Source organism: Rhodoferax sp. TH121, assembly GCF_002251855.1.
Lineage (GTDB): Bacteria > Pseudomonadota > Gammaproteobacteria > Burkholderiales > Burkholderiaceae_C > Allorhodoferax.
Map to the genome: position 1 here is coordinate 13,409 of NZ_NOXW01000016.1, position 22,720 is coordinate 36,128.

A 22,720-nucleotide genomic window follows, 5' to 3' on the forward strand; every position below is an offset into this window, starting at 1 on the left:
GGAGCTGCTTGCGCAGTATCCAAGCGGGCTAGAGGCTAATTTGGCTTGAAAATGAAGCTGTGGCCCTATTTGCCCGCCCGGGAGCCCAGCACGGCCGCCCCAATGATCAGGGCCGCCGCCAGTACCACCGAGGCGCTGGGCCACTCGCCACGCAGCCACAGCAGCGCCAGGGTCGAGAGCAGGGGCGTGAGGAAGGACAGCACGCCGATCTGCCGCGCATCGCCGCGCTTGAGCGCCGCATCCCACAGGTAGAAGGCACCGCCCAGCGGCCCTAGGCCCATGGCCACCAACAGCATCCAGTCGTGCACCTTCAGGTCTACGGGGCTCTCCAGCAGCGCATGACACAGCAGGGAGAGCAGGCCCGATACCAGACCAAAGAGGCCGATGGCCGAGCTGGGGAAGGGCGGCACGCGCCGCGTCAGCAGCGAGTAGCTGGACCACACAAAGGCGGAGGCCAGCGCCGGGATGTAGCCCCACGCAAAACCGCCCTGCAGATCACGCCCGCCCACAATGGCCAGCGCCGCGCCAGCAAAGCCCAGAAAGGCCGCGGCAATGTGCAGGCCATGTAGGCGCATGCCGGGCAGGAACAGCGGCGCCATCAGCACAATGCCTAGCGGCCACAGGTAGTTCACCAGATTGGCCTGCACGGGCGGCGCGTGGCGCAGTGCAATGAAAAGCAGAAAGTGGAAACCAAACAACCCATACACCCCCATCAGCAGTGTGGAGGCGGGCACCCTCCATTGGGTGACCCTGCCACCTGACAGCACCAGTCCGATCAGGCTGCCAATCAGCAGCGCGCAGCCGGTGAGCAGAAAGGGTGGTACATGGGCGAGCGAAACACCCAGCGGAGCGAGTGAGCCCCAGAGGGCGATGGCGGCGAGGGCGAGGAGGGGGGCTTGCATAGGTTTGCAAGCTTAGCCGTTGGGGCTGTCGCCAAACGATGGTGCGCTGTCGCGCAACGCCGGTCTCAGTGCCGGACCGCGGAAGGCGCGGCTCAGTGCAGCGCGTGCTGTCTCAGGGCGGCAGCCATGGCTGAGGCGGACTGGTAGCCGCAGCGCCGCGCCACTTCGGCCAGACCCAGGCCTTGGGCGCGCAGGGCGCGGGCACGCTGCAGGCGCAGGTCGCGCAGCCACTGCATGGGGCGCATGCCGGTTTCCTGCTGGCAGCGCACGGCGAATTGCGAGCTGCTGAGGAAGACCTGCTGCGCCAGATCGGCCACGGTGAGCGGTGTGTGCAGCTGGCGTTCACACCACTGGGTCAGGCCCTGCCAGTCGATGCGGCGCTGGTGGCGTGCCGGCCGGCCCTGTGGCGTGCGCCAGCAGTCGCGCAGCAGCAGCGGGCCGTAGCGCTGGGCCAGGCTGTGCTCCTGGGTCAGCGCCAGCTGCAGGTAGCGCGCCAGCGCGAGCGCAGTGGCGGGCTGCACTGGTGTGCCTACTGCGCTAGCCCAGTCGGGCTGCGCGGTGTCCAGCACCAGGCAGTGCGCACCGTTCAGTGCTTCAAAGTCATGCCGCTCGCCCGGCGCAATCACGCAGCCGCCGCCCGCGCCAATGCGCTGTCCGCGACCTTGCACCTCCAGCTCCAGCGTGCCCTCCAGGCCCAGCAGGATCTGGAAATGGTCGTGCGCATGGCTGCCCGGCGACGGGCCGTACTGGCGCAGCGACAGGGAGCCTTGGGCGGCGTGCATGGTCGGCAGCGGCTCAGGCCAGACGCTGGTCGGTGGAGGGGCGCTTCCAGAGGTTGATGCCGCCGTCCACGGCGTGGCCGTCGATGGCATCCAGCTCGGCCTGGGTGAAGCTCAGGTTCTTCATCGCGCCCACCAGGTCCACGATCTGCTCGGGCTTGCTCGCACCGATCAGGGCCGAGGTCACGCGTGCATCGCGCAGCACCCAGGCGGTGGCCATTTGCGCCAGGCTTTGGCCGCGTGCTTGGGCGATCTCGTTGAGCGCACGCACATGCTTGAGGTTCTGCTCGCTCAGATGGTCCTGCTTGAAGGAGCCGCCGCCGGGGCGGTTGATGCGGGCGTCGGCGGGCACGCCGTTGAGGTACTTGTTGGTCAGCAGGCCCTGGGCGAGAGCGCTGAAGGCAATGCAGCCCATGCCAGTTTCCTCCAAGGCGTCCAGCAGGTCTTCCTCGATCCAGCGGTTCATCAGGCTGTAGGAGGGCTGGTGGATCAGCATGGGCACGCCCATGCTCTTGAGAATGGCCGCGGCCTCGCGCGTCTTGGTGCCCGAGTAGCTGCTGATGCCGGCGTACAGCGCCTTGCCCTGCTGCACGGCCGTGGCCAGCGCGCCCATGGTTTCTTCCAGGGGCGTGTCGGGGTCAAAGCGGTGGCTGTAGAAGATGTCCACGTAGTCCAGGCCCATGCGTTTCAAGCTCTGGTCCAGGCTGGCCAACACGTATTTGCGCGAACCACCGCCCTGGCCATAGGGGCCGGGCCACATGTCGTAGCCAGCCTTGCTGGAGATGATCAGCTCGTCACGGTAGGGGCGGAAGTCGCGACGCAGGTGTTCGCCAAAGTTGGTCTCGGCGCTGCCGTAGGGCGGGCCGTAGTTGTTGGCCAGGTCGAAGTGGGTGATGCCCAAATCGAAGGCGGTGCGCAGCATGTCGCGCTGGGTCTGGAAGGGTGTGGCGTCTCCGAAGTTGTGCCACAGGCCCAACGAGACGGCGGGCAGCTTGAGGCCGCTTTTGCCGCAGGTGCGGTAGGGAACTTGGCCGTCGTAGCGCTCGGCCTTGGCGTGGTAGTGCTGCATGGTGGGGAGGTGGTGACAGGTAAAGCGCGCAGTGTAGGCCGAGCGCATGACCGACGCATCCACAGGGGCAAACAAGGCGGTTACCAACGCCGTTGCGCTGCAGCATGGGGCGGGCGTAGTTTGGCAAGATAAATGCCGTTAGCCCGCATCCGATCTGCGCAAGCAGCTATCGTTTAGATAGCGCTTGCACTTGGTCGCTTCAGCTCTGGCTGGCCAGGTGGGCTTGTTGGTCAGCGTGGTACGAGCTGCGCACCATGGCGCCCACAGCGGCGTGCTTGAAGCCCATCTTGTAGGCCTCTTCCTCGAACATCTTGAAGGTGTCGGGGTGCACATAGCGGCGTACGGGAAGGTGGCTGGTAGAGGGCGCAAGGTACTGGCCGATGGTCAGCATCTCGATGTTGTGCGCGCGCATGTCACGCATCACTTCCAGAATCTCTTCGTCCGTTTCGCCCAGGCCCACCATCAGGCCGCTCTTGGTCGGTACGTCGGGGAACAGGGCCTTGAACTTCTTGAGCAGGTTCAAGCTGAACTGGTAGTCCGAGCCCGGACGCGCTTCCTTGTAGAGGCGGGGGATGGTTTCCAGGTTGTGGTTCATCACATCCGGCGGCGCGGCTTTCAGGATTTCCAGCGCGCGGTCATCGCGGCCGCGGAAATCGGGCACCAGCACTTCGATCTGCGTTTTGGGCGAGAGTTCGCGGGTCTTGCGAATGCATTCCACAAAGTGGCCGGCACCGCCGTCGCGCAGGTCGTCCCGGTCCACGCTGGTGATGACCACGTAATTGAGTTTGAGCTGGGCAATCGTCTTGGCCAGGTTGTCGGGCTCGTTCGCATCCAGCGGGTCGGGGCGGCCGTGGCCCACATCGCAGAAGGGGCAGCGGCGTGTGCACTTGTCGCCCATGATCATGAAGGTGGCCGTGCCCTTGCCAAAGCACTCGCCGATGTTGGGGCAGCTGGCTTCTTCGCACACCGTGACCAGCTTGTTGGCGCGCAACACGTCCTTGATTTCGTAAAAGCGGGTGCTGGGGCTGCCAGCCTTGACGCGGATCCAGTCCGGTTTCTTGAGCACTTCACCGGCTTCCACCTTGATCGGGATGCGCGAGAGCTTGGCGGCGGCCTTTTGCTTGGCCAGCGGGTTGTAGTCTGCGGCAGACTGGGCTTCGCGCACGGTGGGGTTGCTGGTGGTGTGGTCGCTATGGCTCATGGTGTGCGTGTTTTCAGCGGGCGGTGGCCCGGTGCGCCTAGGGCGCGAGGTAAGTGGCGAGCTTGTGGCCCAAAACATCGGCAGCATCCTGCCAGCCGACCTGGACCCCAATTGTAGAAAGGTCCATGGTTTGCAGCTTGGCGTAGCCGCAAGGGTTGATGCGGGAGAAGGGTTCCAGGTCCATGGCTACGTTCAGCGCCACGCCGTGGTAGGTGCAGTGCCGGCTGACCTTGATGCCCAGCGCGGCAATCTTGCCCAGGCCGGTGAAGTCGGGGTCGGCCTTGCTGGCGGCACCCAACTGCGGGCGCTGGGCCAGTGGGGCGTGGCCGCTGGGGTCGTCCAGGCGCACATAGATGCCGGGGGCACCAGCCACCCGATGGCCGGTGACGCCGAAGTGAGCCAATGTCTTAATGACGGCCTCTTCAATGCGGTAGACGTACTCCTTGACGAAGTAGCCCGCCCGTTGCAGATCGATCAGCGGATAGCCCACCACCTGGCCGGGGCCATGGTAGGTCACTTGGCCGCCGCGGTTGGTTTGCACCACAGGAATGTCACCGGGCAAAAAAATATGCTCCGCCTTGCCCGCCAGGCCTTGGGTGAAGACGGGGGGGTGCTCACAAATCCATAGCTGGTCGCGCACATCCGACGCGGGGCCGGCGGGCCTTTGGCTGGTGAACTCCTGCATCGCCGCATAGGTCGGCGCATAGTCCACGCGTCCCAGTTGGCGGACGTCCATGCTTACAAGACCACTTTGACCATGGGGTGGGTGCTGAGGGTGCGGTACAGCTCGTCGAGCTGCTCGCGGCTGGTGGCGGTGATCGTGATGGTCACGCCCAGGTAGTTGCCGCCTTTGCTTTCGCGCAGCTCGATAGTGGATGCTTCGAAATTGGGGTCAAACTGTTTGGCAATGGTGGTAATCGCGTGCACCAAGCCGTCCACCTTGTGGCCCATGACCTTGATGGGGAAGCGAGAGGGGTACTCGATCAGCGATTCGGCTGATGGTGGGGGCGGGGTGCTCATGCGGTGGGCTTTCTCAAGGGCAAATGCAGGTTGGAATTATCGCCGTCGGGTAATGCGTGTGGGGCTCTCTGCCCGAAGTGCTAGGTGCCGCCGGGTTTCTACGTATAATCGTGGGCTGTGCATTGAACAGCGGCAGTAACCTGAGCGTAATTTTGATTTATGACAATCGCGCCTCAGCCTTACACGTCCACTGACGCAGAGAACTCAGATGGGCTCTTTGACGCAGAGTTCAAGCCCTTGACGGCAGAACAAGCCCGGCAGTGGCGCCAAGCCCATCCCGCAATGTCCCCTTGGTGGGTCGTTGTGTGGCAAGTGGTGGCAGGCGCGGTGTTGGCACTGGTGGCTGCTTGGTGGGCTGGCAAGGTGGCGGGTCTGTCTGCTGCCTACGGTGCATTGGCGGTGGTTTTTCCCGCGGCGTTAATGGTTCGAGGTTTGCAGCGCCAGCGCGCAGTGACCCAACCTGGCGCTGCGATGATGGGATTTGTGATTTGGGAGTCGGTGAAAGTTGCCTTGACGGTTGCCATGTTGTTGGCGGCGCCCAAGGTGGTTTCCCCGCTCAGCTGGTTGGCCCTGGTGGCTGGCTTTGTGGTGACGATGAAGGTGTATTGGGTGGCCGCGTGGTTGCACTCGCGACGCCGAAGTCTCAACGGTTCGAATTGATATTTTGGTGACCTATGTCTGCAGAAAACACTGGAACACATGCCCCCTCCGCTGGTGAATACATCCAGCACCACTTGCAGCACCTGCAGAAGGATTTTTCCTTCCAAAGCGTGAAGCAGACCAGCATCGTCGACTTCAGCCTGTTCAACTTTGACTCGGTGCTGTTCTCGGTGATTCTGGGTGTGATCGGCTGCTTCGTCTTGTGGCGCGCCGCGCGCAATGCCACTTCCGGTGTTCCTGGCCGCTTCCAGGCTGCCGTTGAAATCCTTTCGGAAATGGTTGAAAACCAGGCCAAAGGCGTTATCCACAATGCGAACAGCCGCAAGCTGATTTCTCCTTTGGCCCTGACGGTGTTTGTCTGGATTTTCCTGATGAACGCCATGGATATGTTGCCTGTAGATCTGATTCCCCAGATCTGGCACACCGCTGGCCCTGCCATGGGCTTCAAAGATTACATGCGCGTGGTTCCTACGGCTGACTTGTCCACCACATTGGGCTTGTCGTGCTCAGTTCTGTTGATCTGTGTGTTCTACAACATCAAGATCAAGGGCTTGGGTGGCTGGGCGCACGAACTGATTGCTGCTCCATTTGGCGATCACTGGGCACTGTACCCCGTGAACTTCCTGATGCAGATGATTGAGTACCTTGCCAAGACCGTGTCCCATGGCATGCGGTTGTTCGGCAACATGTTTGCAGGTGAGCTGGTGTTCATGCTGATTGCCCTGATGGGTGGCGGCTGGGCGTTGTCCGCAACCGGTGTTGGCTTGGCTATCGGCCACGTCATCGCCGGAACCGTGTGGACTCTGTTCCACATTCTGGTGATCACTTTGCAAGCCTTCATCTTTATGATGTTGACGCTGATCTACACAGGTCAAGCGCACGACGCACATTGATGTAAATCTCTCGTTCTATTTCGTTTCTTTTTTCTTTTTCCACTAACTTTTAGGAGCTTCTCATGGAAAACATTCTCGGCCTCGTGGCATTGGCTTGCGGCATCATCGTTGGTCTGGGCGCTATCGGCGCTTCCATCGGCATCGCGCTGATGGGTGGCAAGTTCCTGGAGTCCTCTGCACGTCAGCCTGAACTCATGAACGAACTGCAAACCAAGATGTTCATCTTGGCTGGTCTGATCGACGCTGCGTTCCTGATCGGCGTGGCTATCGCTCTGCTGTTCGCTTTCGCAAACCCCTTCGTTCTGAGCTAATCAACGGCCCTTCACGTTAGAGAAGGAATCAAACCGTGAACATCAACGCAACCCTGTTCCTGCAGGCTATCGTTTTTGCGATCCTGGTGTGGTTCACGATGAAATTCGTGTGGCCCCCGATCACGAAAGCGCTGGACGAGCGGGCACAGAAGATCGCCGACGGCCTGGCCGCCGCCGACAAGGCCAAAGCCGAATTGGCTTCTGCCAACCAGCGCGTGGAAGCCGAACTGGCATCCTCCAAAAATGAGACTGCAGGTCGCCTGGCGGATGCCGAGCGTCGTAGCCAAGCCATTGTGGAAGAGGCCAAGGCCCGCGCTACCGAAGAAGGCAATCGCATCATTGCGGCTGCCAAGGCTGAAGCCGAACAGCAGACTGTGAAAGCCCGCGAGGCTTTGCGCGAACAGGTCGCCGCTCTTGCCGTCAAAGGTGCCGAGCAGATCTTGCGCCGGGAAGTCAATGCCGGTGTGCATGCCGACTTGCTGTCTCGTCTGAAGACAGAGCTGTAAGGGAAGACCATGGCTGAACTTGCCACCATTGCCAGGCCTTATGCCGAAGCCTTGTTCAAGGCGGCGCAAGCCGACTTGAACAGCGCTGCCGGGTGGTTGGACGAACTCGCAGAGATTGCCAAAAATGGCCAGCTGCAGCAGTTCGCCAGCAACCCCAAAGTCACGAATGCACAGGTCTTCGATCTGATGGCTGGTGTGATGAAGGTAGCGCTGCCGGAGCAAGGCAAAAACTTCCTGCGCACTGTCATCGACAACGGACGCCTGGAAGCGCTGCCCGAGATTGCAGCCCTGTTTCGCGGACTCAAGAACGCGAAAAGCGGTCTGTCTGACGCCGTTGTTTACAGCGCATTCCCGATCGACGCAGCTGCGTTGGCGGACGTTGCGGCCGCGCTCGAAAAGCGTTTCAGCCGCAAGCTCAATGTTTCCGTTGAGCTCGACGCCGAACTGATTGGCGGTATCCGTGTGGTGGTGGGTGATGAGGTGCTCGACACTTCCGTCAAGGCCCGTCTGGAACAAATGAAAGTGGCTCTCACTGCTTGAGGCGTTAGCCCCTTGCAGCGAAGCCCAACTAAAGAAAGAAGGAAAGAGTCATGCAACTCAATCCCGCAGAAATTTCTGAACTGATCAAGAGCCGTATCGACGGTCTGTCTGGCGCAGCTGACATCCGCAACCAAGGCACCGTGGTGTCGGTGACGGACGGTATCTGCCGCATTCACGGTCTGTCTGACGTGATGCAAGGCGAAATGCTGGAATTCCCAGCTGGCTCGGACGGCCTGCCCACCTTTGGTCTTGCCCTGAACTTGGAGCGTGACTCCGTGGGTGCCGTGATCTTGGGCGAATACGAGCACATTTCTGAAGGCGACACGGTCAAGTGCACCGGCCGCATTTTGGAAGTGCCCGTGGGTCCCGAGCTCAAAGGCCGTGTGGTCAACGCCTTGGGTCAGCCTATCGACGGCAAAGGCCCCATCAACGCCAAGATGACCGACGTGATTGAAAAGGTGGCACCTGGTGTGATCGCCCGTAAATCCGTGGATCAGCCCATGCAGACCGGCCTGAAGTCCATCGACTCCATGGTCCCCGTCGGCCGCGGCCAGCGCGAGTTGATCATTGGCGACCGCCAGACCGGCAAGACTGCCGTGGCTATTGACGCCATCATCAACCAAAAGGGTCAGAACATGACCTGCGTCTACGTTGCGATCGGCCAAAAGGCTTCTTCGATCAAGAACGTGGTGCGCGCGCTGGAACAAGCCGGGGCGATGGAATACACCATCGTGGTGGCCGCTTCTGCCTCTGAATCTGCCGCCATGCAGTACGTGTCTGCGTACTCTGGTTGCACCATGGGCGAATACTTCCGTGACCGCGGCGAAGACGCATTGATCGTGTACGACGACCTGTCCAAGCAAGCCGTGGCTTACCGCCAAGTGTCTTTATTGCTGCGTCGCCCACCAGGCCGCGAAGCCTACCCTGGCGACGTGTTCTATCTCCACAGCCGTTTGCTGGAGCGCGCAGCCCGCGTGAACGCTGAGTACGTGGAAGCCTTCACCAAGGGCGCCGTGAAGGGCAAGACCGGTTCTTTGACCGCTCTGCCTATCATCGAAACCCAAGCTGGTGACGTGTCCGCCTTCGTGCCTACCAACGTGATCTCGATCACCGACGGCCAGATCTTCCTGGAAACCTCGTTGTTCAACGCCGGTGTGCGTCCTGCGATCAACGCCGGTATCTCGGTGTCCCGCGTGGGTTCTGCAGCCCAGACCAAGGTCGTCAAAGGCCAGTCCGGCGGTATCCGTAACGACTTGGCCCAGTACCGTGAACTGGCTGCGTTCGCGCAGTTCGCTTCCGATCTGGATGAAGCCACTCGCAAGCAGTTGGACCGCGGTGCCCGCGTGACCGAACTGCTCAAGCAAAAGCAATACAGCCCCCAGTCCATCAGCATCATGAGCGCTTCGCTGTTCGCAGTGAACAAGGGTTTCATGGATGACGTGGAAGTCAAGAAGATCCTGGCCTTCGAGCACGGTCTTCATGCCTACCTCAAGGACAAGCACGCAGCCCTGTTGGCCAAGGTGGAAGACACCAAGGCGCTGGACAAGGATGCCGAGGCTGAATTGACTGCTGCCGTGGCCGCGTTCAAGAAAACTTTTGCTTGATTTCCACCTGATCACAAGGAGCCATTGATGGCAGCAGGCAAGGAACTACGCACCAAGATCAAATCGGTGGAAAACACCAAGAAGATCACCAAGGCCATGGAAATGATCTCGGTCTCCAAAATGCGCAAGGCGCAGGAGCGTATGCGCGCTGCCCGCCCTTACAGCACGAAGATCCGGGACATTGCGACGAATCTGGGACAAGCCAACCCCGAGTACGTGCACAGCTTCATGAAGACCAATGACGCCAAGTCGGTGGGTCTGATTGTGGTGACCACAGACAAGGGCTTGTGCGGTGGCCTCAACACCAACTTGCTGCGCCAAGTCACCGGCAAGCTGCGTGATACGCAGGCTGCTGGCAAGACGGCGCAAGCGGTGGCGATCGGTAGCAAGGGCTTGGGTTTTCTGAACCGTGTGGGTGCCAAAGTCGTGTCCCATGTGACCCAATTGGGTGACCGTCCACACCTCGACAAGCTCATCGGGCCTGTCAAGGTGTTGATCGATGCCTACGTGGCTGGGGAAATCAGCGCGGTCCATGTCTGCTACAACAAGTTTGTCAGCACCATGAAGCAGGAACCAGTGGTCGAGCAGTTGTTGCCCTTGTCGGCTGAGCAAATGGCTTCGGACAGCAAGGCAGACGGCGGCAACCACGCCTGGGACTACCTCTACGAACCCGACGCCCCCACGGTCATCGACGAATTGCTGGTGCGCTACGTCGAGGCGCTGGTGTTCCAGGCTCTGGCCGAGAACATGGCGTCTGAGCACGCTGCACGTATGGTGGCCATGAAGGCCGCCACCGACAATGCCGGCAACGTCATTGCGGAGCTCAAGCTCGTTTACAACAAGACCCGTCAGGCCGCGATTACCAAAGAGCTGTCTGAAATCGTGTCCGGTGCAGCTGCCATCAGCGGCTAAGCGAATTCAGAAATTATTGGAGCGAAAAAATGCAAGCCCAAGGAAAAATTGTTCAATGTATCGGCGCCGTGGTGGACGTGGAGTTCCCCCGTGACCAGATGCCCCGTGTGTACGACGCGCTCAAAATGGAAGGCTCTCCGCTGACCCTCGAAGTGCAGCAGCAACTCGGCGACGGCGTGGTGCGTACCATTGCGCTGGGTTCGTCCGACGGCCTGCGCCGCGGTCTGGTGGTGTACAACACCGGCGCACAAATCACTGTGCCCGTGGGCAAGGCCACTCTGGGCCGCATCATGGACGTGCTGGGTTCGCCGATCGACGAGCGCGGCCCCGTGAGCCAAGAGCACACGGCGTCCATCCACCGCAAGGCACCGTCGTACGACGAACTGAGCCCTTCGCAAGAGCTGCTGGAAACCGGCATCAAGGTGATTGACTTGGTCTGCCCGTTCGCCAAGGGCGGCAAGGTGGGTCTGTTCGGTGGTGCCGGTGTGGGCAAGACCGTGAACATGATGGAACTGATCAACAACATCGCCAAGGCACACAGCGGTCTGTCTGTGTTTGCCGGTGTGGGTGAGCGTACCCGTGAAGGGAACGACTTCTACCACGAGATGGCCGATTCCGGTGTGGTGAACCTCGAAGACCTGCCTGAGTCCAAAGTGGCCATGGTGTACGGTCAGATGAACGAACCCCCTGGCAACCGTCTGCGCGTGGCCCTGACCGGTCTGACCATTGCCGAATCCTTCCGTGACGAAGGCAAGGATGTGCTGTTCTTCGTGGACAACATCTACCGCTACACACTGGCTGGTACCGAAGTGTCCGCGCTGCTGGGCCGTATGCCTTCCGCCGTGGGCTACCAGCCTACATTGGCTGAAGAAATGGGCCGTTTGCAAGAGCGTATTACGTCCACCAAGGTGGGTTCCATCACGTCCATCCAGGCCGTGTACGTGCCTGCCGATGACTTGACCGATCCGTCTCCCGCTACGACATTCGCCCACTTGGACTCCACTGTGGTGCTGTCCCGTGACATCGCGTCCCTGGGTATCTACCCTGCGGTGGATCCTCTGGACTCCACCAGCCGCCAGCTGGATCCCTTGGTTGTGGGTGAAGACCACTACAACACTGCCCGCGCCGTGCAAGGCACGCTGCAGCGCTACCGCGAACTGCGTGACATCATCGCCATCATGGGTATGGACGACTTGGCCCCTGAAGACAAACTGGCTGTGGCACGTGCCCGCAAGATCCAGCGTTTCCTGAGCCAGCCATTCCACGTGGCTGAAGTGTTCACCGGCTCCCCTGGCAAGTACGTGCCCCTGTCTGAAACCATCCGTGGCTTCAAGATGATTGTGGGCGGCGAGTGCGATCACCTGCCGGAGCAAGCGTTCTACATGGTCGGTACCATCGACGAAGCCTTCGAAAAAGCCAAGAAGGTCTAAGACATGAACACCATCCACGTTGATGTGGTCAGTGCAGAAGAGTCCATCTTCTCCGGTGAAGCCGTCTTCGTGGCGCTTCCCGGTGAGGCTGGCGAGCTGGGTATCAAGCCCCGCCACACGCCCCTGATCACGCGCATCAAGCCCGGCTCGGTGCGCATCGAAAAGGCCGACGGTAGCGAAGAGTTTGTGTTCGTGGCCGGCGGCATTCTGGAAGTGCAGCCCAACTGCGTCACGGTGTTGTCTGACACGGCGATCCGTGGTGCGGACTTGGACGAAGAGAAGGCCAACGCTGCCAAAGCTGCGGCTGAAGAGGCGCTGAAGAACGCGAAGAGCGAAATCGACATCGCGAAGATTCAGTCCGAGATCGCTGCGATGGCCGCTGAGATTGCCGCCGCACGCAAGTTCTTGCGCAAGAAGTAAGCTTCCACGCTTGCTCTCACAAAACCGCCTTCGGGCGGTTTTGTCGTTTCTGGACGCCCTAAGACAGCACTGGCGTGTCAGGCAATTCGTTTGGATTGGCTTGGCCAGGCTGCAGTGGGAAATGCTGTGCCAGAACAGCACACACCGCATCGACGGCCTGGGTCAGGCCCTGCTCGTACTGGCCGGCCCGCAGCGCGTTGGCCAAATGGTGCACCAGGTCCGGCCATTGGGTTGTTGGAACCAAGCGATCCACGGCGCGGTCCGCCACCAGTTCAATCGCACGCTCCGCCAAACACAGGTAAATCAGCACGCCATTGTTGTGCTCGGTATCCCACACCCGGAGGCGGCCAAACTGGGCCAGTGCCCGCTGGCGCAACAGGGCAGATGTGCTGTCGGGGCGCAGCAGGTAGCTATTGGGCAAGCCGGCCTCCACACAGAGGCGGATTTCACCGGAGTGACGGGTCTCGCTGGCAGCGATTCGGCTTTGCAGCCGTGCCACAACTGCTGCGGACATGGTGCGATCGGCATCCTCTGTCCATCGGTGTTTGAAAAGGCGCCGAATACGCAACCACATCACCAGCCTCCCGAGGCGCCACCGCCTCCAAAATTGCCGCCACCACCCGAGCTGAACCCTCCGCCCCCCGAGCTGGAACTCCAGCCGCCGCCACCCGACCCGGTGCTGCTCCACGCACCGCCGTGGCGGCCGGGCGTGTGTTTGTTCAGGCTGCTCAGCAAGGTCAACACCAGTGCGGCCACTGCTGCCAGACCTGCCAGCAGCAGGCTGCTGGTCACGAAGAACACCAGGCAGCCCGCTATGCCGCCCGTCGTCAGGGAGCCCAGCTTGTTGCCCAAGGCACGTCGCGCCATGCTGCCGCCTACTGCCACTGCAAAAAACAGAAACACGGCCAGGTCCATCCACTGGAATCCCGCTGCCGGGCTTGCGCGCGAAGGGGCGGGCGCAGGCAAAGCTTCGCCACGCACCAAGGCCATCAGTTGCTCTACACCCGCGTTAAGGCCCCCCGCAAAGTTGCCTTCCTTGAAGTGTGGTGCAATGGCTTGGTCGATCACGCGTTTGGCCATCAGGTCGGGGATGGCGCCCTCCAGCGTTTTGGCCACCTCGATGCGCAGGGTGCGGTCGTTTTTGGCGACCAACAGGATCAGGCCGTCTCCAATGTCTTTGCGGCCGATTTTCCAGCTATTGCCCACCCGATTGGCATAGCTGGCAATGTCTTCGGGGGTCGTGCTGGCCACCATCAGCACCACCAGCTGTGTTCCGGTAGCCGTTTCGAAGGCGGCCAGCTTGGCTTCCAGCGCCTGCTGATCGGCCGCGCTCAGGGTGCTTGTGGTGTCAATCACATGGTTGCTCAGCGCGGGGACCGGCTGCAGCCCCTGCGCTTGCAGCGTGCCCGCACAAGCCCAAACGGCCACACCTGCCAAGCAGGCGACCAATCGCTGGCGCCAGACAAACCAAGCGCGCATCCGGGCTTACTTCTTGTTGAAATCGACCACCGGCGGTGCGCTGATGGCGGCTTCGTTCTGCACTGCAAAGGCAGGCTTGGGCGCGTAGCTGAACACCATGGCCGTCAAGTTGCTAGGAAAGCTGCGTGCCAGCACGTTGTACTCCTGCACGGCCTGGATGTAGCGGTTGCGCGCCACCGTGATACGGTTCTCGGTGCCTTCCAGCTGCACCCGCAGGTCGCTAAACCCTTGGTTGGCTTTCAGGTTGGGGTACTGTTCGCTGACCACCATCAGGCGGCTCAGCGCGCTGCCGAGCTCGCCCTGGGCGGCCTGGAACTTGGAAAACGCCTCAGGGTTGTTCAGCGTCTCTGGCGTGACCTGGATGGACGTGGCCTTGGCTCGCGCCTCCACCACCTTGGTCAGTGTTTCCTGCTCAAACGCGGCCTCACCTTTGACGGTGGCCACTATATTGGGCACCAGGTCTGCGCGGCGCTGGTACTGGTTCAGCACCTCGCTCCAGGCGGCCTTGGTCTGCTCATCCAGGCGCTGGAAGTCGTTGTAACCACACCCGCTCAGCAGCGCGGCAACAGCTATTGCGGCCAGCCAGGCCCGGGTCCGAAAAGAAGACAAACGCATGGGACGCTCCTGCAAATGCAACAGCCCGTACTATAGAGCGCTACCTAAGCAACGCGCCATGACCGTATCCCATCTCTTGCAGGCCGCACAGCGTGGCCCACTACCCACCGCCCCCTTGCCGGTAGCTCTGATCGCCGGAGCCGCGGGCACGCTGGGCGCCGAGGTGCTGCAGCGCCTGGCGGGAGGCCACCACTACCGCGCGCTGCGGGTGTTGGCACAAGAAGACATGACACCCGCGTTGGACCGGGTGCAGATGGTCGATGTGCCTTCAAACGATCCTGCCACCTGGCCGCTGCAAGCCGCCAGCGTCGGGGTGATCGTGTTTGATGCACCGCGCCTGTACAACGACCGTGAACGTGCGCTGTGGACGCCACACCCCGAGCAACTGCCGGCCCTTGCCGCCTGGATGCTGCGCAGCGGCGTGCACACCTTGGCGGTGGTGGTGCCGCACGACCAGGGGCGACTGCCCCAGGCACTGAAAGCCGGTTTGGCCAACCTGGACGAACAGGCCGTGGCCAGCATGGGTTTTGAGCGCCTGCTGCTGGTGCGCCCCGCTGCCGCACCCCAGGCCCCGCACCATGCCCATGTGCTGGAGTGGCTGGCGCATCGCATGTTGTCCATCTTCGCCTACATGGTGCCCAGCCAAGAGATGCCGCCGCGTGCCGCCGATGTGGCCGTGCTGGTCGACCTGGCCCTGCGCGAGATGCCGGCAGGCGTGCACATTGCCCCACCCGAACTGGCTCGCCCCGGCAAGGACGCGACCGTGCAAGAGACCGTACGCCTCTGGCTCAGCCGCTGAGTTGGGCGAGAATCGGCCCATGCCACGACACAAAGCCACCCTGCACGCCGCCCTGGGCGGAACCCCCGACGAAATTGAAGCCGCGTTTTACGAGGCGCTGCAGACCGGCGACATCGAAAAACTGATGGCCTGCTGGGCCGACGAGGACGAGATCGCCTGCATCCACCCCGGTGGCCCGCGGGTGGTGGGCGTGGGGGCGATTCGCGCGGCATTTGACGCCCTGTTTGCCCACGGCGGCGCGGTACACGTACAGGCCGAGCAGATTCGCCGCGTCGATTCACTGGCCAGCGCGGTGCACCATGTGCTGGAGCGGGTGGAGGTGATGACCCCGGATGGCCCCGCCAAGGCACATGTGTTGGCCACCAACGTCTACCACAAGACCCCGCAAGGTTGGCGCCTGGTGGTGCACCACGCCAGCCCTGGCACCGCCGAGGACGCAGCCCAGGCTCCTGCTGGTGCCCAGATTCTGCATTGAATATGTCCAAAGCCCCCGCTGAATATGCGCAAACAGCTATGAATTATGTAGCGCCGCGGTGGTTGCCGGGCGGCAATCTGCAGACCATCTGGCCCGCTCTGTACTCGCGCCGCGTGTTTGGCCCGCACCCGCAGTACCAGCGCGAGCGCTGGGCCACACCGGATGCGGATTTTGTGGACGTGGATTGGTTGATTGGCTCCCACTCTGCGCCGCGGCCGTCGATGTCGCTCGACCAGGAGCGACCGCTGCTGGTGTTGTTCCATGGCCTGGAAGGCAGCTCCCGCAGCCACTATGCCGAAGCCTTTGCCGATTTCGCCCACACCCATGGCATGGCCTATGCCGTGCCGCACTTCCGTGGCTGCAGCGGCGAGTTGAACCACGCCCCACGCGCCTACCACTCGGGCGACTTTGCTGAGGTCGGCTGGATGCTGCAGCAGTTCCGTGCACGCCACCGGGGCCCCATCATCGCGGTGGGCGTCTCCCTGGGCGGTAACGCGCTGCTGCGCTGGGCCGAGGAAATGGGAGACAGCGCTGCGGCTGTGGTGCGCGGCGTGGCGGCGGTGTGCTCCCCCATCGATCTGGCCGCCGGCGGCTACGCCATCGGCCGCGGCTTCAACCGCATGGTCTACACCCGCATGTTCCTCAACACCATGGTGCCAAAAGCCTTGCAGAAGCTGCAGCAGCACCCTGGCCTGTTCGACGGTGCGGCGCTGAAGGCAGCCCGCGATCTGTACGAATTCGACAACATCTTCACCGCGCCGCTGCACGGCTTTAAAAGCACTGAGGACTACTGGGCCCGTGCCTCGGCCAAACCGCACTTGGCCGCAATCCGCGTGCCGGCGCTGGTGGTCAACGCGCGCAACGACCCCTTTGTGCCCGCCTGGTGTCTGCCGTCGCAGGCCGAAGTGGGCGCGCATGTCACGCTGTGGCAACCTGCACACGGCGGCCACGTGGGCTTTCCGCAGGGGCCGGTGCCCGGCCATGTGCGCACCATGCCCGACGCTGTCGGCGGCTGGCTGCGCCGCCATCTGCCCTGAGAACGCAGCCCATGGACGACATCGTCAAACAAGCCATGGCCAAGTGGCCCAACGTGCCAGACTGCTACGGCTGGCTGGGCCTGGACGCGCGTGGCCAGTGGTTCATGCGTGACGACGCGGCCCAGGCTGCTGGTGCCTTCGCCAGCGGCCGCCCCGGCGCCAAGGGCAGCCGCCTGCAGCACGAGAAGTTGATTGCCTTCATCGCGCGCAATTACGCGGCCGATGCTGGTGGGAGCTGGTTCTTCCAGAATGGCCCGCAGCGGGTGTTTGTGGAGCTGGAGGCCACGCCCTGGGTCTGGCGTGTGGCCGATGATGGCATGGTGACGGCTCACACGGGCGCCCCGGCTCAGGTCCAGCAGGCCCTGCTGGATGAAGAAGGCTGGCTCTACCTCAACACCGACCTGGGCTTTGGTCTGGTCCACACCCAGGACACCGGCCGCGCCGCCCAAGCGCTGGAGCAAGGGCTGTGGACGTTGCACGAGGTGCACCGGGCAGACTTGCCCCAACGCTTCGCCTATGCCCCGAGTCCGCAGGCGCTTAGTTCGCTATCAAAATAGTAGCTTTGGGCGCAGTAACTGCGATGCCTAGAGGCCAATATGGCTTGAAATTGGCAACAAAAAAGCCGACACGCATGTCGGCTTGATGGGGGGGAGCTTCGCCTGGGAGCTTATTTGGCGGCTTCGGGGGCTGCAGCCTTCTTGGGCTCGTCAAACTTGCCACCGCTGCCGTTTGCCATGTAGACCACGGCGCGGGCAATTTCAAAGTCGTCCAAGTCACCGCCACCCTGGGCACCCATGGCACCCTTGCCCTTGAGGGCAGAGTTCAACAAGGCATCAAAGCCGGTCTTGATGCGGGCGCTCCAGGCACCCGCGTCGCCAAACTTGGGGGCGCCGGCCAGGCCAGCTGCGTGGCAGGCTGCGCACTGGGCAGCGAACACCTGCTCGCCGGTTTTCATTTCGCGGTTGGCATCGCGGATTTCGACCATGCCGACCTTTTGGATGCGCTCGGCAAGGGCTTTTTCAGCGTTCACCGTGCCAGCAGCGGGCTTGTTGTCCGAGGTGACGTAGTACACCAGACCGATGATCACGAAGATGGGGATCACGAACGAGAAAAAAGCCGCCAGCAACAATTGCTTGGGAGTCTTGATGGGGCCGGTATGGGCCTCATCGTGCGCGGTCGCGTGGCTGGTGTCGCTCATGGGTGTCCTCAAAAAAGTCGGGGGCTTCGAAACAGCTGCGGATTATAACGGGGGCCCTCTGCGAAAACACCTACAATGCCCACTCTTCTGGACGCGGCTGTAGCTCAGTGGATAGAGTATTGGCCTCCGAAGCCAAGGGTCGTGGGTTCGATCCCCGCCAGCCGCACCAACCCTCTCACAGTGGCAAGCCCACGTAGTTTTCGGCCAGCACGGTCGAGGCCGCCTGCGATTGCACCAGGTAGGCCAGTTCTGCTTCCTGCAGCTTGTACCCAATGGCGCCTTCTCCTGGGAACTGGTGCATCAGGCTGGTGAACCACCACGAAAACCGCTCTCCCTTCCAGATGCGCTGCAGGCAGCGCTGCGAGTAATGGTCAATGCCGGCGCTGGAGCGCTCCAGGTAGAACTCGATGAAGGCCGTAGACAGGTATTTCACGTCGGTGGCCGCTAGGTTCAGGCCCTTGGCGCCTGTGGGCGGCACGATGTGGGCGGCATCGCCGGCCAGGAACATCCGGCCAAAACGCATGGGTTCGGTCACAAAGCTGCGCAGCGGCGCAATGCTTTTCTCCAGGGACGGGCCAGTCACCAGTATTTCACGCGCCTCGGGGTCCAAGCGCAGGCGCAGCTCTTGCCAGAACGCATCGTCGGACCAGGCCTCGGCCTTGTCGGTCAGCGGAACCTGCAGGTAGTAGCGGCTGCGCGTGGCGCTGCGTTGCGAGCACAGGGCGAAGCCGCGGCGGCTGTTGGCGTAAATCAGCTCGTGGTGCACCGGCGGTGTGTCGGCTAGCAGGCCCAGCCAGCCAAAGGGGTAGACCTTCTCAAACTCTGTGATGGCGCCCGCGGGCACGCTGGCGCGGCAGACGCCGTGGAAGCCGTCGCAGCCCGCGATGAAGTCGCAGTCCAGCCGGTGCTGCTGGCCGTCTTTCTCGTACAGCACATAGGGCTGCGCACCGTCGAAGTCATGCACGCTGACGTTGCGAGCTTCGTAGACCGTCGTCAGGCCGGCGGCCTGGCGTGCGGCCATCAGGTCGCGGGTGACCTCGGTCTGGCCGTAGACCATGACCTGCTTGCCGCCCGTCAGGGTGTGCAGGTCGATGCGGTGGCGGGTTTCCTGGAACAGCATGTCAAAGCCGGTGTGTGCCAGGCCTTCGGCGTGCATGCGCGCGCCCACGCCCGCCTCGTCCAGCAGGTCGGTGGTCACCTGCTCCAGTACCCCGGCGCGGATGCGCGAAAGCACGTAGTCGCCGCTCTGGCGCTCCAGGATGACGGCGTCAACGCCGGCCTTGTACAAAAGCTGGCCCAGCAGTAAACCTGATGGGCCGGCACCGATGATGGCAACTTGGGTACGCATGGATGCTCGCAATCAAAAAACTATGGCGCAAGCTTAGGTCTGGCGCCTGCGGAGTGCCACGCTAGCAGAGGCCATTTGCGCGATGATTGGAGCGCTTGCTCGATAATCGCGCAACTTTATCAAGGCCATTCCATGCCCCCGATCGACCCCCATCCTGGTATTGCCAAAGCTGACCTGATTGCAGGTATGGCCAAAGGCATGGCGGTGCTGGAGAGCTTTGACACCGAGCGCCAGCGCCTCAATGCCACGCTGGCGGCGCAGCGTGCGGGCATCACGCGGGCCGCGGCGCGCCGCCACTTGCTCACGCTGGCTTATCTCGGCTACCTGGAGACCGATGGCAGCTACTACTGGTTGTCCAGCAAGGTGCTGCGATTCTCCGGCAGCTACCTAGCATCCGCGCGCATGCCGCGTGTGCTGCAGCCCACGCTCAACCGGCTGGCGGCGCAGACGCAGGAGTCGTTTTCGGCCGTGGTGCTGGATGGGCACGAGGTGGTGATCGTGGCGCGCAGCGGCAATGACTGGCGCAGCTCGCCCTCGGGCAAAGCCCAGGTGCTGGCCTACGGGCTGCACCTGGGCGCGCGCCTGCCCGCGCATGCCACCTCCACCGGGCGCCTGCTGCTGGCGGCCTTGCCCAAGCCGCAGCTTGCCGCCTGGATCAAGGCGCAGCCCCTGCGCCGCTTGACCGCGCACACCGTGACCGATACCAAGACTCTGCGCCAAAGCATTGACGTGGCGCGCAAACAAGATTTCTTCCTGGCGAGCGAAGAGCATGAGCTGGGCGTGCTGGCCCTGGCGGTGCCCCTGCGCAACGCGCAAGGTCACACGGTGGCCGCCCTCAATGTGGTGGCCGCACCGCACCGTTGGACGGCGCAAGACTTGCAGCGCGATCTGCTGCCGGTGCTGCAGGATGCAGCGCGGGAGTTGCGCCCGCTGTTGTGAGCCCAAGCTGCGACAATCGGGGCATGACCGTACGACTCCAAAGCCTGGGTGAAGAAATCGCCAACAGTGTCAGCCACGGCTTGGCGCTGCTGGCGGCGATCGGTGCCGTGCCCTTTCTGATGGCGGCTGCGCGCGATCTCAGCACTGCCAGCCAGGTGGGTGCTGTGGTGTTTGCCGTGACCATGGTGCTGCTGTACTTCACATCCATGCTGTACCACGCACTGCCCAATGGGCGCGCCAAACGGGTGTTCCTCAAACTGGACTACTGCGCGATTTTTCTGTTCATTGCCGGTAGTTACACCCCGTTTGCGCTGGGTGCGCTCTACGGCGCCTGGGGCTGGACCCTGTTTGGCTTGGTGTGGGCGCTGGCGGTGGTTGGCGTCATTCTCAAGTCCACCGACAAGCTGTCCCACCCTTGGATTTCCACCGGCCTGTACCTCGGGATGGGCTGGCTGGTGCTGATTGCTGCTGTGCCGCTGGTCGAGCGTGTGCCCACGCAAGGCCTGGTCTGGCTGGTGGCCGGCGGCTTGGCGTACACGCTGGGCGTGGTGTTCTTCGTGCTGGATTCGCGCATCCGTTACGCGCATGCCATCTGGCATGGCTTTGTGGTGGCCGGCACTGGCTGCCACTTTGTTGCGGTGATGGGTTACGCCGGCTGACACCCCGGCTTGCGCCTGACCCACTCCTTCCCCTTTTTCTTCTCGTCCCGTTTACTGCCCACTGGGTTCCTTACGCCATGCCTTTTTCCGACCTCGGTATTTCCCCAGCACTTGCGCATGCCATGGTGCTGCAGGGCTTTGTGTTGCCCACGCCCGTGCAGGCCCAGACCGTGCCCGTGGCCCTGGGTGGGCGGGACGTGCTGGCTTGCGCGCAAACCGGTTCAGGCAAAACTGCGGCCTACGCCTTGGTGCTGCTGGCCCAACTGGCCGCGCGCCCTGCACACAAGCCGCGCCAGGCCGCCGCCTTGGTGGTGGTGCCCACGCGCGAGCTGGCCACCCAGGTGGGCGACACGCTGCGCACGCTGGCCCAGCATGCTGGGCAGGCCGCGCGTGTGACTGTATTGTTTGGTGGTGTGTCCATCAACCCGCAGCTCATGGGTCTGCGCGGTGGCACCGACATTGTGGTGGCCACGCCGGGTCGTTTGCTGGACGTGATCGACCACCGCGCGCTGAGCCTGGGCGCGGTGCAGACCCTGGTGCTGGACGAGGCCGACCGCCTGCTGGATCTGGGTTTTGCCGCGGAGCTGGACCGCATTCGCAGCCTATTGCCGCAGCGCCATCAGAGCCTGCTGTATTCGGCCACCTTCGCCCCTGCGGTGCGTGCCATGGCACAGGCCAGCCTGCGCAGCCCGGTGGAGGTGAACGTGGTAGCCGAAGAGGGCGAGCAGCCCGACATCGCCCAGCGTGCCATCCAGGTGGATACAAACCAGCGCACCCCGCTCTTGCGCCATCTGATGGCCGAACACGGCTGGAGCCGCGTGCTGGTGTTTGTGGCCACCAAGTACGCCGCCGAAATGGTGGCCGACAAGCTGCGCCGAGCCGGGCTGCTCGCTGAGCCCTTCCATGCGCAGCTGAGCCAGGGTAAGCGCACCCAGGTGCTGATGGACTTCAAGGCCTCGGCCATCCAGGTGGTGGTGGCCACCGACGTGGCGGCACGCGGTATCGACATCGGCGACCTGCCGGTGGTGGTGAACTTTGATCTGCCGCGATCGGCCACCGACTACACCCACCGAATTGGCCGCACCGCACGCGCCGGTGCCAGTGGCTTGGCGGTGAGTTTTGTCAGTGCGGATATGGAGGCGCATCTCCGCCTCATCGAAAAGCGCAATCGCATCAGCATTGCGCGGGAACAGGTGGCGGGTTTTGTGCCCACAGCCACGGCGCCCGTGGCCACGCTGGCCGGTGGCATCAAGGGCCATCGCCCGAGCAAGAAGGACAAATTGCGCGCGGCCGGTTTGCTGCCGCCTTTGGTTTAATTGCTATTTATTTAATAGCGGTTTGCGCAGTATCCATAAGAAATAGAGCCATATTTGGCTAATAAATGAGTGCCAGACCTGTCCAGCGGCGCAGGTCTGCACCGAATCGCAGGGATGCCTTATGTCTGATGACTACCAGATCGAAATTCCGCAGAGTTTCTTGGCGCTTTACACCGATACCCGGCGACAACGCCTGAATGCGCCTTGGCACGAGGTCGCACAGCGCTACGAACTGTGCGAAGACCTGGCCCAACTGCTCACCACCACCGCCAAAGACATGGAATTCAGCCTCGGGATTGCCGAGTCGGATGTGCTGTCGCGCGTCCACCAAGGGTTGCTGGGCGAGGCGGCGGTGGTCACGCCGCCTGAAGCGCAATGGGTGGTCTGCCGCTTGGCGGAGTTGCTGGGTTGGGCCTTGCCGCCGGTAACTGGCGTGTAACCCCATTACTTTTTCAGTGCAAAACTGTATTCAATCGTGTTTTGTTTCTTCATTGGACAAAATCGGTTTTGAAATTTGGCCTTTGCGCAGAATTTCGAGGGTTTTCCCTGAATCTTGAAGTTTGTAATCTGATTACATTTTGATGCGTAGCGGAATGCCGCTGTCCCAC

Annotated in this window: 28 protein-coding genes and 1 tRNA gene; 18 read left to right on the forward strand and 11 right to left on the reverse strand. The window is 62.4% G+C overall.

Annotation, left to right across the window (positions count from 1 at the left end; genetic code table 11):
- Positions 1-65 precede the first annotated feature (65 nt).
- The 6 genes from CHU94_RS02085 to CHU94_RS02110 form a co-directional block, all read right to left on the reverse strand.
- Positions 66-902: a DMT family transporter gene (locus CHU94_RS02085; RefSeq protein ID WP_094476272.1), complete on the reverse strand. Its 837-nt coding sequence runs from the start codon at positions 900-902 to the stop codon at positions 66-68.
- 92 nt (positions 903-994) lie between these two features.
- On the reverse strand, positions 995-1,684 hold the full coding sequence (locus CHU94_RS02090) for an AraC family transcriptional regulator (RefSeq protein ID WP_094476274.1): 690 nt from the start codon (positions 1,682-1,684) through the stop codon (positions 995-997).
- 13 nt (positions 1,685-1,697) lie between these two features.
- Positions 1,698-2,750: an L-glyceraldehyde 3-phosphate reductase gene (gene mgrA, locus CHU94_RS02095; RefSeq protein WP_094476425.1), complete on the reverse strand. Its 1,053-nt coding sequence runs from the start codon at positions 2,748-2,750 to the stop codon at positions 1,698-1,700.
- 199 nt (positions 2,751-2,949) lie between these two features.
- Complete coding sequence (gene lipA, locus CHU94_RS02100) at positions 2,950-3,951, reverse strand: lipoyl synthase (protein WP_094476276.1); 1,002 nt, start codon at positions 3,949-3,951, stop codon at positions 2,950-2,952.
- A gap of 37 nt (positions 3,952-3,988) precedes the next feature.
- Entirely contained in the window at positions 3,989-4,687 is a 699-nt protein-coding gene (gene lipB / locus CHU94_RS02105; protein ID WP_094476278.1) for a lipoyl(octanoyl) transferase LipB, read from the reverse strand.
- 2 nt (positions 4,688-4,689) lie between these two features.
- Positions 4,690-4,971: a YbeD family protein gene (locus tag CHU94_RS02110; RefSeq protein ID WP_094476280.1), complete on the reverse strand. Its 282-nt coding sequence runs from the start codon at positions 4,969-4,971 to the stop codon at positions 4,690-4,692.
- Between the two features lie 159 nt (positions 4,972-5,130).
- Here CHU94_RS02110 and CHU94_RS02115 point away from each other — a divergent pair, with 159 nt between their 5' ends.
- The 9 genes from CHU94_RS02115 (at position 5,131) to CHU94_RS02155 (ending at position 12,247) form a co-directional block, all read left to right on the forward strand.
- Complete coding sequence (locus CHU94_RS02115) at positions 5,131-5,631, forward strand: ATP synthase subunit I (RefSeq protein ID WP_094476282.1); 501 nt, start codon at positions 5,131-5,133, stop codon at positions 5,629-5,631.
- Between the two features lie 14 nt (positions 5,632-5,645).
- Positions 5,646-6,524, forward strand: coding sequence for a F0F1 ATP synthase subunit A (gene atpB / locus CHU94_RS02120; protein WP_094476284.1), 879 nt, complete (start codon positions 5,646-5,648; stop codon positions 6,522-6,524).
- A gap of 62 nt (positions 6,525-6,586) precedes the next feature.
- On the forward strand, positions 6,587-6,835 hold the full coding sequence (atpE, locus tag CHU94_RS02125) for a F0F1 ATP synthase subunit C (RefSeq protein ID WP_094476286.1): 249 nt from the start codon (positions 6,587-6,589) through the stop codon (positions 6,833-6,835).
- A gap of 35 nt (positions 6,836-6,870) precedes the next feature.
- Positions 6,871-7,341, forward strand: coding sequence for a F0F1 ATP synthase subunit B (locus CHU94_RS02130; RefSeq protein ID WP_094476288.1), 471 nt, complete (start codon positions 6,871-6,873; stop codon positions 7,339-7,341).
- Between the two features lie 9 nt (positions 7,342-7,350).
- Positions 7,351-7,881, forward strand: a complete 531-nt coding sequence (locus CHU94_RS02135) for a F0F1 ATP synthase subunit delta (RefSeq protein ID WP_094476290.1) — start codon at positions 7,351-7,353, stop codon at positions 7,879-7,881.
- Positions 7,882-7,931: 50 nt separating this feature from the next.
- Positions 7,932-9,485: a F0F1 ATP synthase subunit alpha gene (atpA, locus tag CHU94_RS02140; protein WP_094476292.1), complete on the forward strand. Its 1,554-nt coding sequence runs from the start codon at positions 7,932-7,934 to the stop codon at positions 9,483-9,485.
- A 27-nt stretch (positions 9,486-9,512) separates the two neighbouring features.
- Positions 9,513-10,397, forward strand: coding sequence for a F0F1 ATP synthase subunit gamma (atpG, locus tag CHU94_RS02145; protein WP_094476294.1), 885 nt, complete (start codon positions 9,513-9,515; stop codon positions 10,395-10,397).
- Positions 10,398-10,426: 29 nt separating this feature from the next.
- Positions 10,427-11,827, forward strand: a complete 1,401-nt coding sequence (atpD, locus tag CHU94_RS02150) for a F0F1 ATP synthase subunit beta (protein WP_094476296.1) — start codon at positions 10,427-10,429, stop codon at positions 11,825-11,827.
- Positions 11,828-11,830: 3 nt separating this feature from the next.
- On the forward strand, positions 11,831-12,247 hold the full coding sequence (locus CHU94_RS02155) for a F0F1 ATP synthase subunit epsilon (RefSeq protein WP_094476298.1): 417 nt from the start codon (positions 11,831-11,833) through the stop codon (positions 12,245-12,247).
- 58 nt (positions 12,248-12,305) lie between these two features.
- Here CHU94_RS02155 and CHU94_RS02160 read toward each other — a convergent pair whose 3' ends face one another.
- Genes CHU94_RS02160 through CHU94_RS02170 form a run of 3 tightly spaced genes read right to left on the reverse strand, consistent with a single transcriptional unit; the run spans position 12,306 to position 14,341 of the window.
- Positions 12,306-12,821 carry a TPM domain-containing protein gene (locus CHU94_RS02160; RefSeq protein WP_094476300.1) on the reverse strand — a complete coding sequence of 172 codons (516 nt, stop codon included), beginning with the start codon at positions 12,819-12,821 and terminating at the stop codon, positions 12,306-12,308.
- The gene (locus tag CHU94_RS02165; protein ID WP_094476302.1) at positions 12,821-13,726 is read right to left on the reverse strand and encodes a YgcG family protein; all 906 of its coding nucleotides are present in this window, start codon (positions 13,724-13,726) and stop codon (positions 12,821-12,823) included. Before CHU94_RS02165 ends, CHU94_RS02160 begins: the two co-directional genes overlap by 1 nt.
- A 6-nt stretch (positions 13,727-13,732) precedes the next feature.
- Positions 13,733-14,341 carry a LemA family protein gene (locus CHU94_RS02170; RefSeq protein ID WP_094476304.1) on the reverse strand — a complete coding sequence of 203 codons (609 nt, stop codon included), beginning with the start codon at positions 14,339-14,341 and terminating at the stop codon, positions 13,733-13,735.
- A gap of 58 nt (positions 14,342-14,399) precedes the next feature.
- Between CHU94_RS02170 and CHU94_RS02175 the strand changes: the two genes are divergently transcribed.
- Genes CHU94_RS02175 through CHU94_RS02190 form a run of 4 tightly spaced genes read left to right on the forward strand, consistent with a single transcriptional unit; the run spans position 14,400 to position 17,209 of the window.
- The gene (locus CHU94_RS02175) at positions 14,400-15,140 is read left to right on the forward strand and encodes a hypothetical protein (protein WP_094476306.1); all 741 of its coding nucleotides are present in this window, start codon (positions 14,400-14,402) and stop codon (positions 15,138-15,140) included.
- A 19-nt stretch (positions 15,141-15,159) separates the two neighbouring features.
- Positions 15,160-15,615 carry a nuclear transport factor 2 family protein gene (locus CHU94_RS02180; protein WP_094476308.1) on the forward strand — a complete coding sequence of 152 codons (456 nt, stop codon included), beginning with the start codon at positions 15,160-15,162 and terminating at the stop codon, positions 15,613-15,615.
- A gap of 38 nt (positions 15,616-15,653) precedes the next feature.
- Positions 15,654-16,652, forward strand: a complete 999-nt coding sequence (locus tag CHU94_RS02185; protein ID WP_094476427.1) for a YheT family hydrolase — start codon at positions 15,654-15,656, stop codon at positions 16,650-16,652.
- Positions 16,653-16,663: 11 nt separating this feature from the next.
- Entirely contained in the window at positions 16,664-17,209 is a 546-nt protein-coding gene (locus CHU94_RS02190) for a DUF2946 family protein (protein WP_094476310.1), read from the forward strand.
- Between the two features lie 110 nt (positions 17,210-17,319).
- On the opposite strand, the gene CHU94_RS02195 is transcribed toward CHU94_RS02190, so the two are convergent.
- Complete coding sequence (locus CHU94_RS02195; RefSeq protein ID WP_094476312.1) at positions 17,320-17,850, reverse strand: cytochrome c5 family protein; 531 nt, start codon at positions 17,848-17,850, stop codon at positions 17,320-17,322.
- Between the two features lie 93 nt (positions 17,851-17,943).
- Between CHU94_RS02195 and CHU94_RS02200 the strand changes: the two genes are divergently transcribed.
- A tRNA-Arg gene (locus CHU94_RS02200) sits at positions 17,944-18,019 on the forward strand.
- 6 nt (positions 18,020-18,025) lie between these two features.
- Here CHU94_RS02200 and pobA read toward each other — a convergent pair.
- The gene (gene pobA / locus CHU94_RS02205) at positions 18,026-19,198 is read right to left on the reverse strand and encodes a 4-hydroxybenzoate 3-monooxygenase (RefSeq protein WP_094476314.1); all 1,173 of its coding nucleotides are present in this window, start codon (positions 19,196-19,198) and stop codon (positions 18,026-18,028) included.
- A gap of 132 nt (positions 19,199-19,330) precedes the next feature.
- Here pobA and CHU94_RS02210 point away from each other — a divergent pair, with 132 nt between their 5' ends.
- The 4 genes from CHU94_RS02210 (at position 19,331) to CHU94_RS02225 (ending at position 22,551) form a co-directional block, all read left to right on the forward strand.
- Entirely contained in the window at positions 19,331-20,137 is an 807-nt protein-coding gene (locus CHU94_RS02210; protein ID WP_094476316.1) for an IclR family transcriptional regulator C-terminal domain-containing protein, read from the forward strand.
- Positions 20,138-20,160: 23 nt separating this feature from the next.
- Entirely contained in the window at positions 20,161-20,796 is a 636-nt protein-coding gene (locus CHU94_RS02215) for a hemolysin III family protein (RefSeq protein WP_094476318.1), read from the forward strand.
- Between the two features lie 77 nt (positions 20,797-20,873).
- A complete protein-coding gene (locus CHU94_RS02220; RefSeq protein WP_094476320.1) occupies positions 20,874-22,112 on the forward strand; it encodes a DEAD/DEAH box helicase in 1,239 nt (412 codons plus the stop codon).
- A 121-nt stretch (positions 22,113-22,233) separates the two neighbouring features.
- The gene (locus tag CHU94_RS02225; protein WP_094476322.1) at positions 22,234-22,551 is read left to right on the forward strand and encodes a hypothetical protein; all 318 of its coding nucleotides are present in this window, start codon (positions 22,234-22,236) and stop codon (positions 22,549-22,551) included.
- The last annotated feature ends 169 nt before the right edge of the window (positions 22,552-22,720 follow it).

Coding starts and splice junctions, on each gene's coding strand:
- CHU94_RS02085 (WP_094476272.1), bottom strand. CDS start 902: ATGCAAGCCCCCCTCCTCGCCCTCGCCGCCATCGCCCTCTGGGGCTCA.
- CHU94_RS02090 (WP_094476274.1), bottom strand. CDS start 1,684: ATGCACGCCGCCCAAGGCTCCCTGTCGCTGCGCCAGTACGGCCCGTCG.
- mgrA (WP_094476425.1), bottom strand. CDS start 2,750: ATGCAGCACTACCACGCCAAGGCCGAGCGCTACGACGGCCAAGTTCCC.
- lipA (WP_094476276.1), bottom strand. CDS start 3,951: ATGAGCCATAGCGACCACACCACCAGCAACCCCACCGTGCGCGAAGCC.
- lipB (WP_094476278.1), bottom strand. CDS start 4,687: ATGGACGTCCGCCAACTGGGACGCGTGGACTATGCGCCGACCTATGCG.
- CHU94_RS02110 (WP_094476280.1), bottom strand. CDS start 4,971: ATGAGCACCCCGCCCCCACCATCAGCCGAATCGCTGATCGAGTACCCC.
- CHU94_RS02115 (WP_094476282.1), top strand. CDS start 5,131: ATGACAATCGCGCCTCAGCCTTACACGTCCACTGACGCAGAGAACTCA.
- atpB (WP_094476284.1), top strand. CDS start 5,646: ATGTCTGCAGAAAACACTGGAACACATGCCCCCTCCGCTGGTGAATAC.
- atpE (WP_094476286.1), top strand. CDS start 6,587: ATGGAAAACATTCTCGGCCTCGTGGCATTGGCTTGCGGCATCATCGTT.
- CHU94_RS02135 (WP_094476290.1), top strand. CDS start 7,351: ATGGCTGAACTTGCCACCATTGCCAGGCCTTATGCCGAAGCCTTGTTC.
- atpA (WP_094476292.1), top strand. CDS start 7,932: ATGCAACTCAATCCCGCAGAAATTTCTGAACTGATCAAGAGCCGTATC.
- atpG (WP_094476294.1), top strand. CDS start 9,513: ATGGCAGCAGGCAAGGAACTACGCACCAAGATCAAATCGGTGGAAAAC.
- atpD (WP_094476296.1), top strand. CDS start 10,427: ATGCAAGCCCAAGGAAAAATTGTTCAATGTATCGGCGCCGTGGTGGAC.
- CHU94_RS02155 (WP_094476298.1), top strand. CDS start 11,831: ATGAACACCATCCACGTTGATGTGGTCAGTGCAGAAGAGTCCATCTTC.
- CHU94_RS02160 (WP_094476300.1), bottom strand. CDS start 12,821: ATGTGGTTGCGTATTCGGCGCCTTTTCAAACACCGATGGACAGAGGAT.
- CHU94_RS02165 (WP_094476302.1), bottom strand. CDS start 13,726: ATGCGCGCTTGGTTTGTCTGGCGCCAGCGATTGGTCGCCTGCTTGGCA.
- CHU94_RS02170 (WP_094476304.1), bottom strand. CDS start 14,341: ATGCGTTTGTCTTCTTTTCGGACCCGGGCCTGGCTGGCCGCAATAGCT.
- CHU94_RS02175 (WP_094476306.1), top strand. CDS start 14,400: ATGACCGTATCCCATCTCTTGCAGGCCGCACAGCGTGGCCCACTACCC.
- CHU94_RS02180 (WP_094476308.1), top strand. CDS start 15,160: ATGCCACGACACAAAGCCACCCTGCACGCCGCCCTGGGCGGAACCCCC.
- CHU94_RS02185 (WP_094476427.1), top strand. CDS start 15,654: ATGAATTATGTAGCGCCGCGGTGGTTGCCGGGCGGCAATCTGCAGACC.
- CHU94_RS02190 (WP_094476310.1), top strand. CDS start 16,664: ATGGACGACATCGTCAAACAAGCCATGGCCAAGTGGCCCAACGTGCCA.
- CHU94_RS02195 (WP_094476312.1), bottom strand. CDS start 17,850: ATGAGCGACACCAGCCACGCGACCGCGCACGATGAGGCCCATACCGGC.
- pobA (WP_094476314.1), bottom strand. CDS start 19,198: ATGCGTACCCAAGTTGCCATCATCGGTGCCGGCCCATCAGGTTTACTG.
- CHU94_RS02210 (WP_094476316.1), top strand. CDS start 19,331: ATGCCCCCGATCGACCCCCATCCTGGTATTGCCAAAGCTGACCTGATT.
- CHU94_RS02215 (WP_094476318.1), top strand. CDS start 20,161: ATGACCGTACGACTCCAAAGCCTGGGTGAAGAAATCGCCAACAGTGTC.
- CHU94_RS02220 (WP_094476320.1), top strand. CDS start 20,874: ATGCCTTTTTCCGACCTCGGTATTTCCCCAGCACTTGCGCATGCCATG.
- CHU94_RS02225 (WP_094476322.1), top strand. CDS start 22,234: ATGTCTGATGACTACCAGATCGAAATTCCGCAGAGTTTCTTGGCGCTT.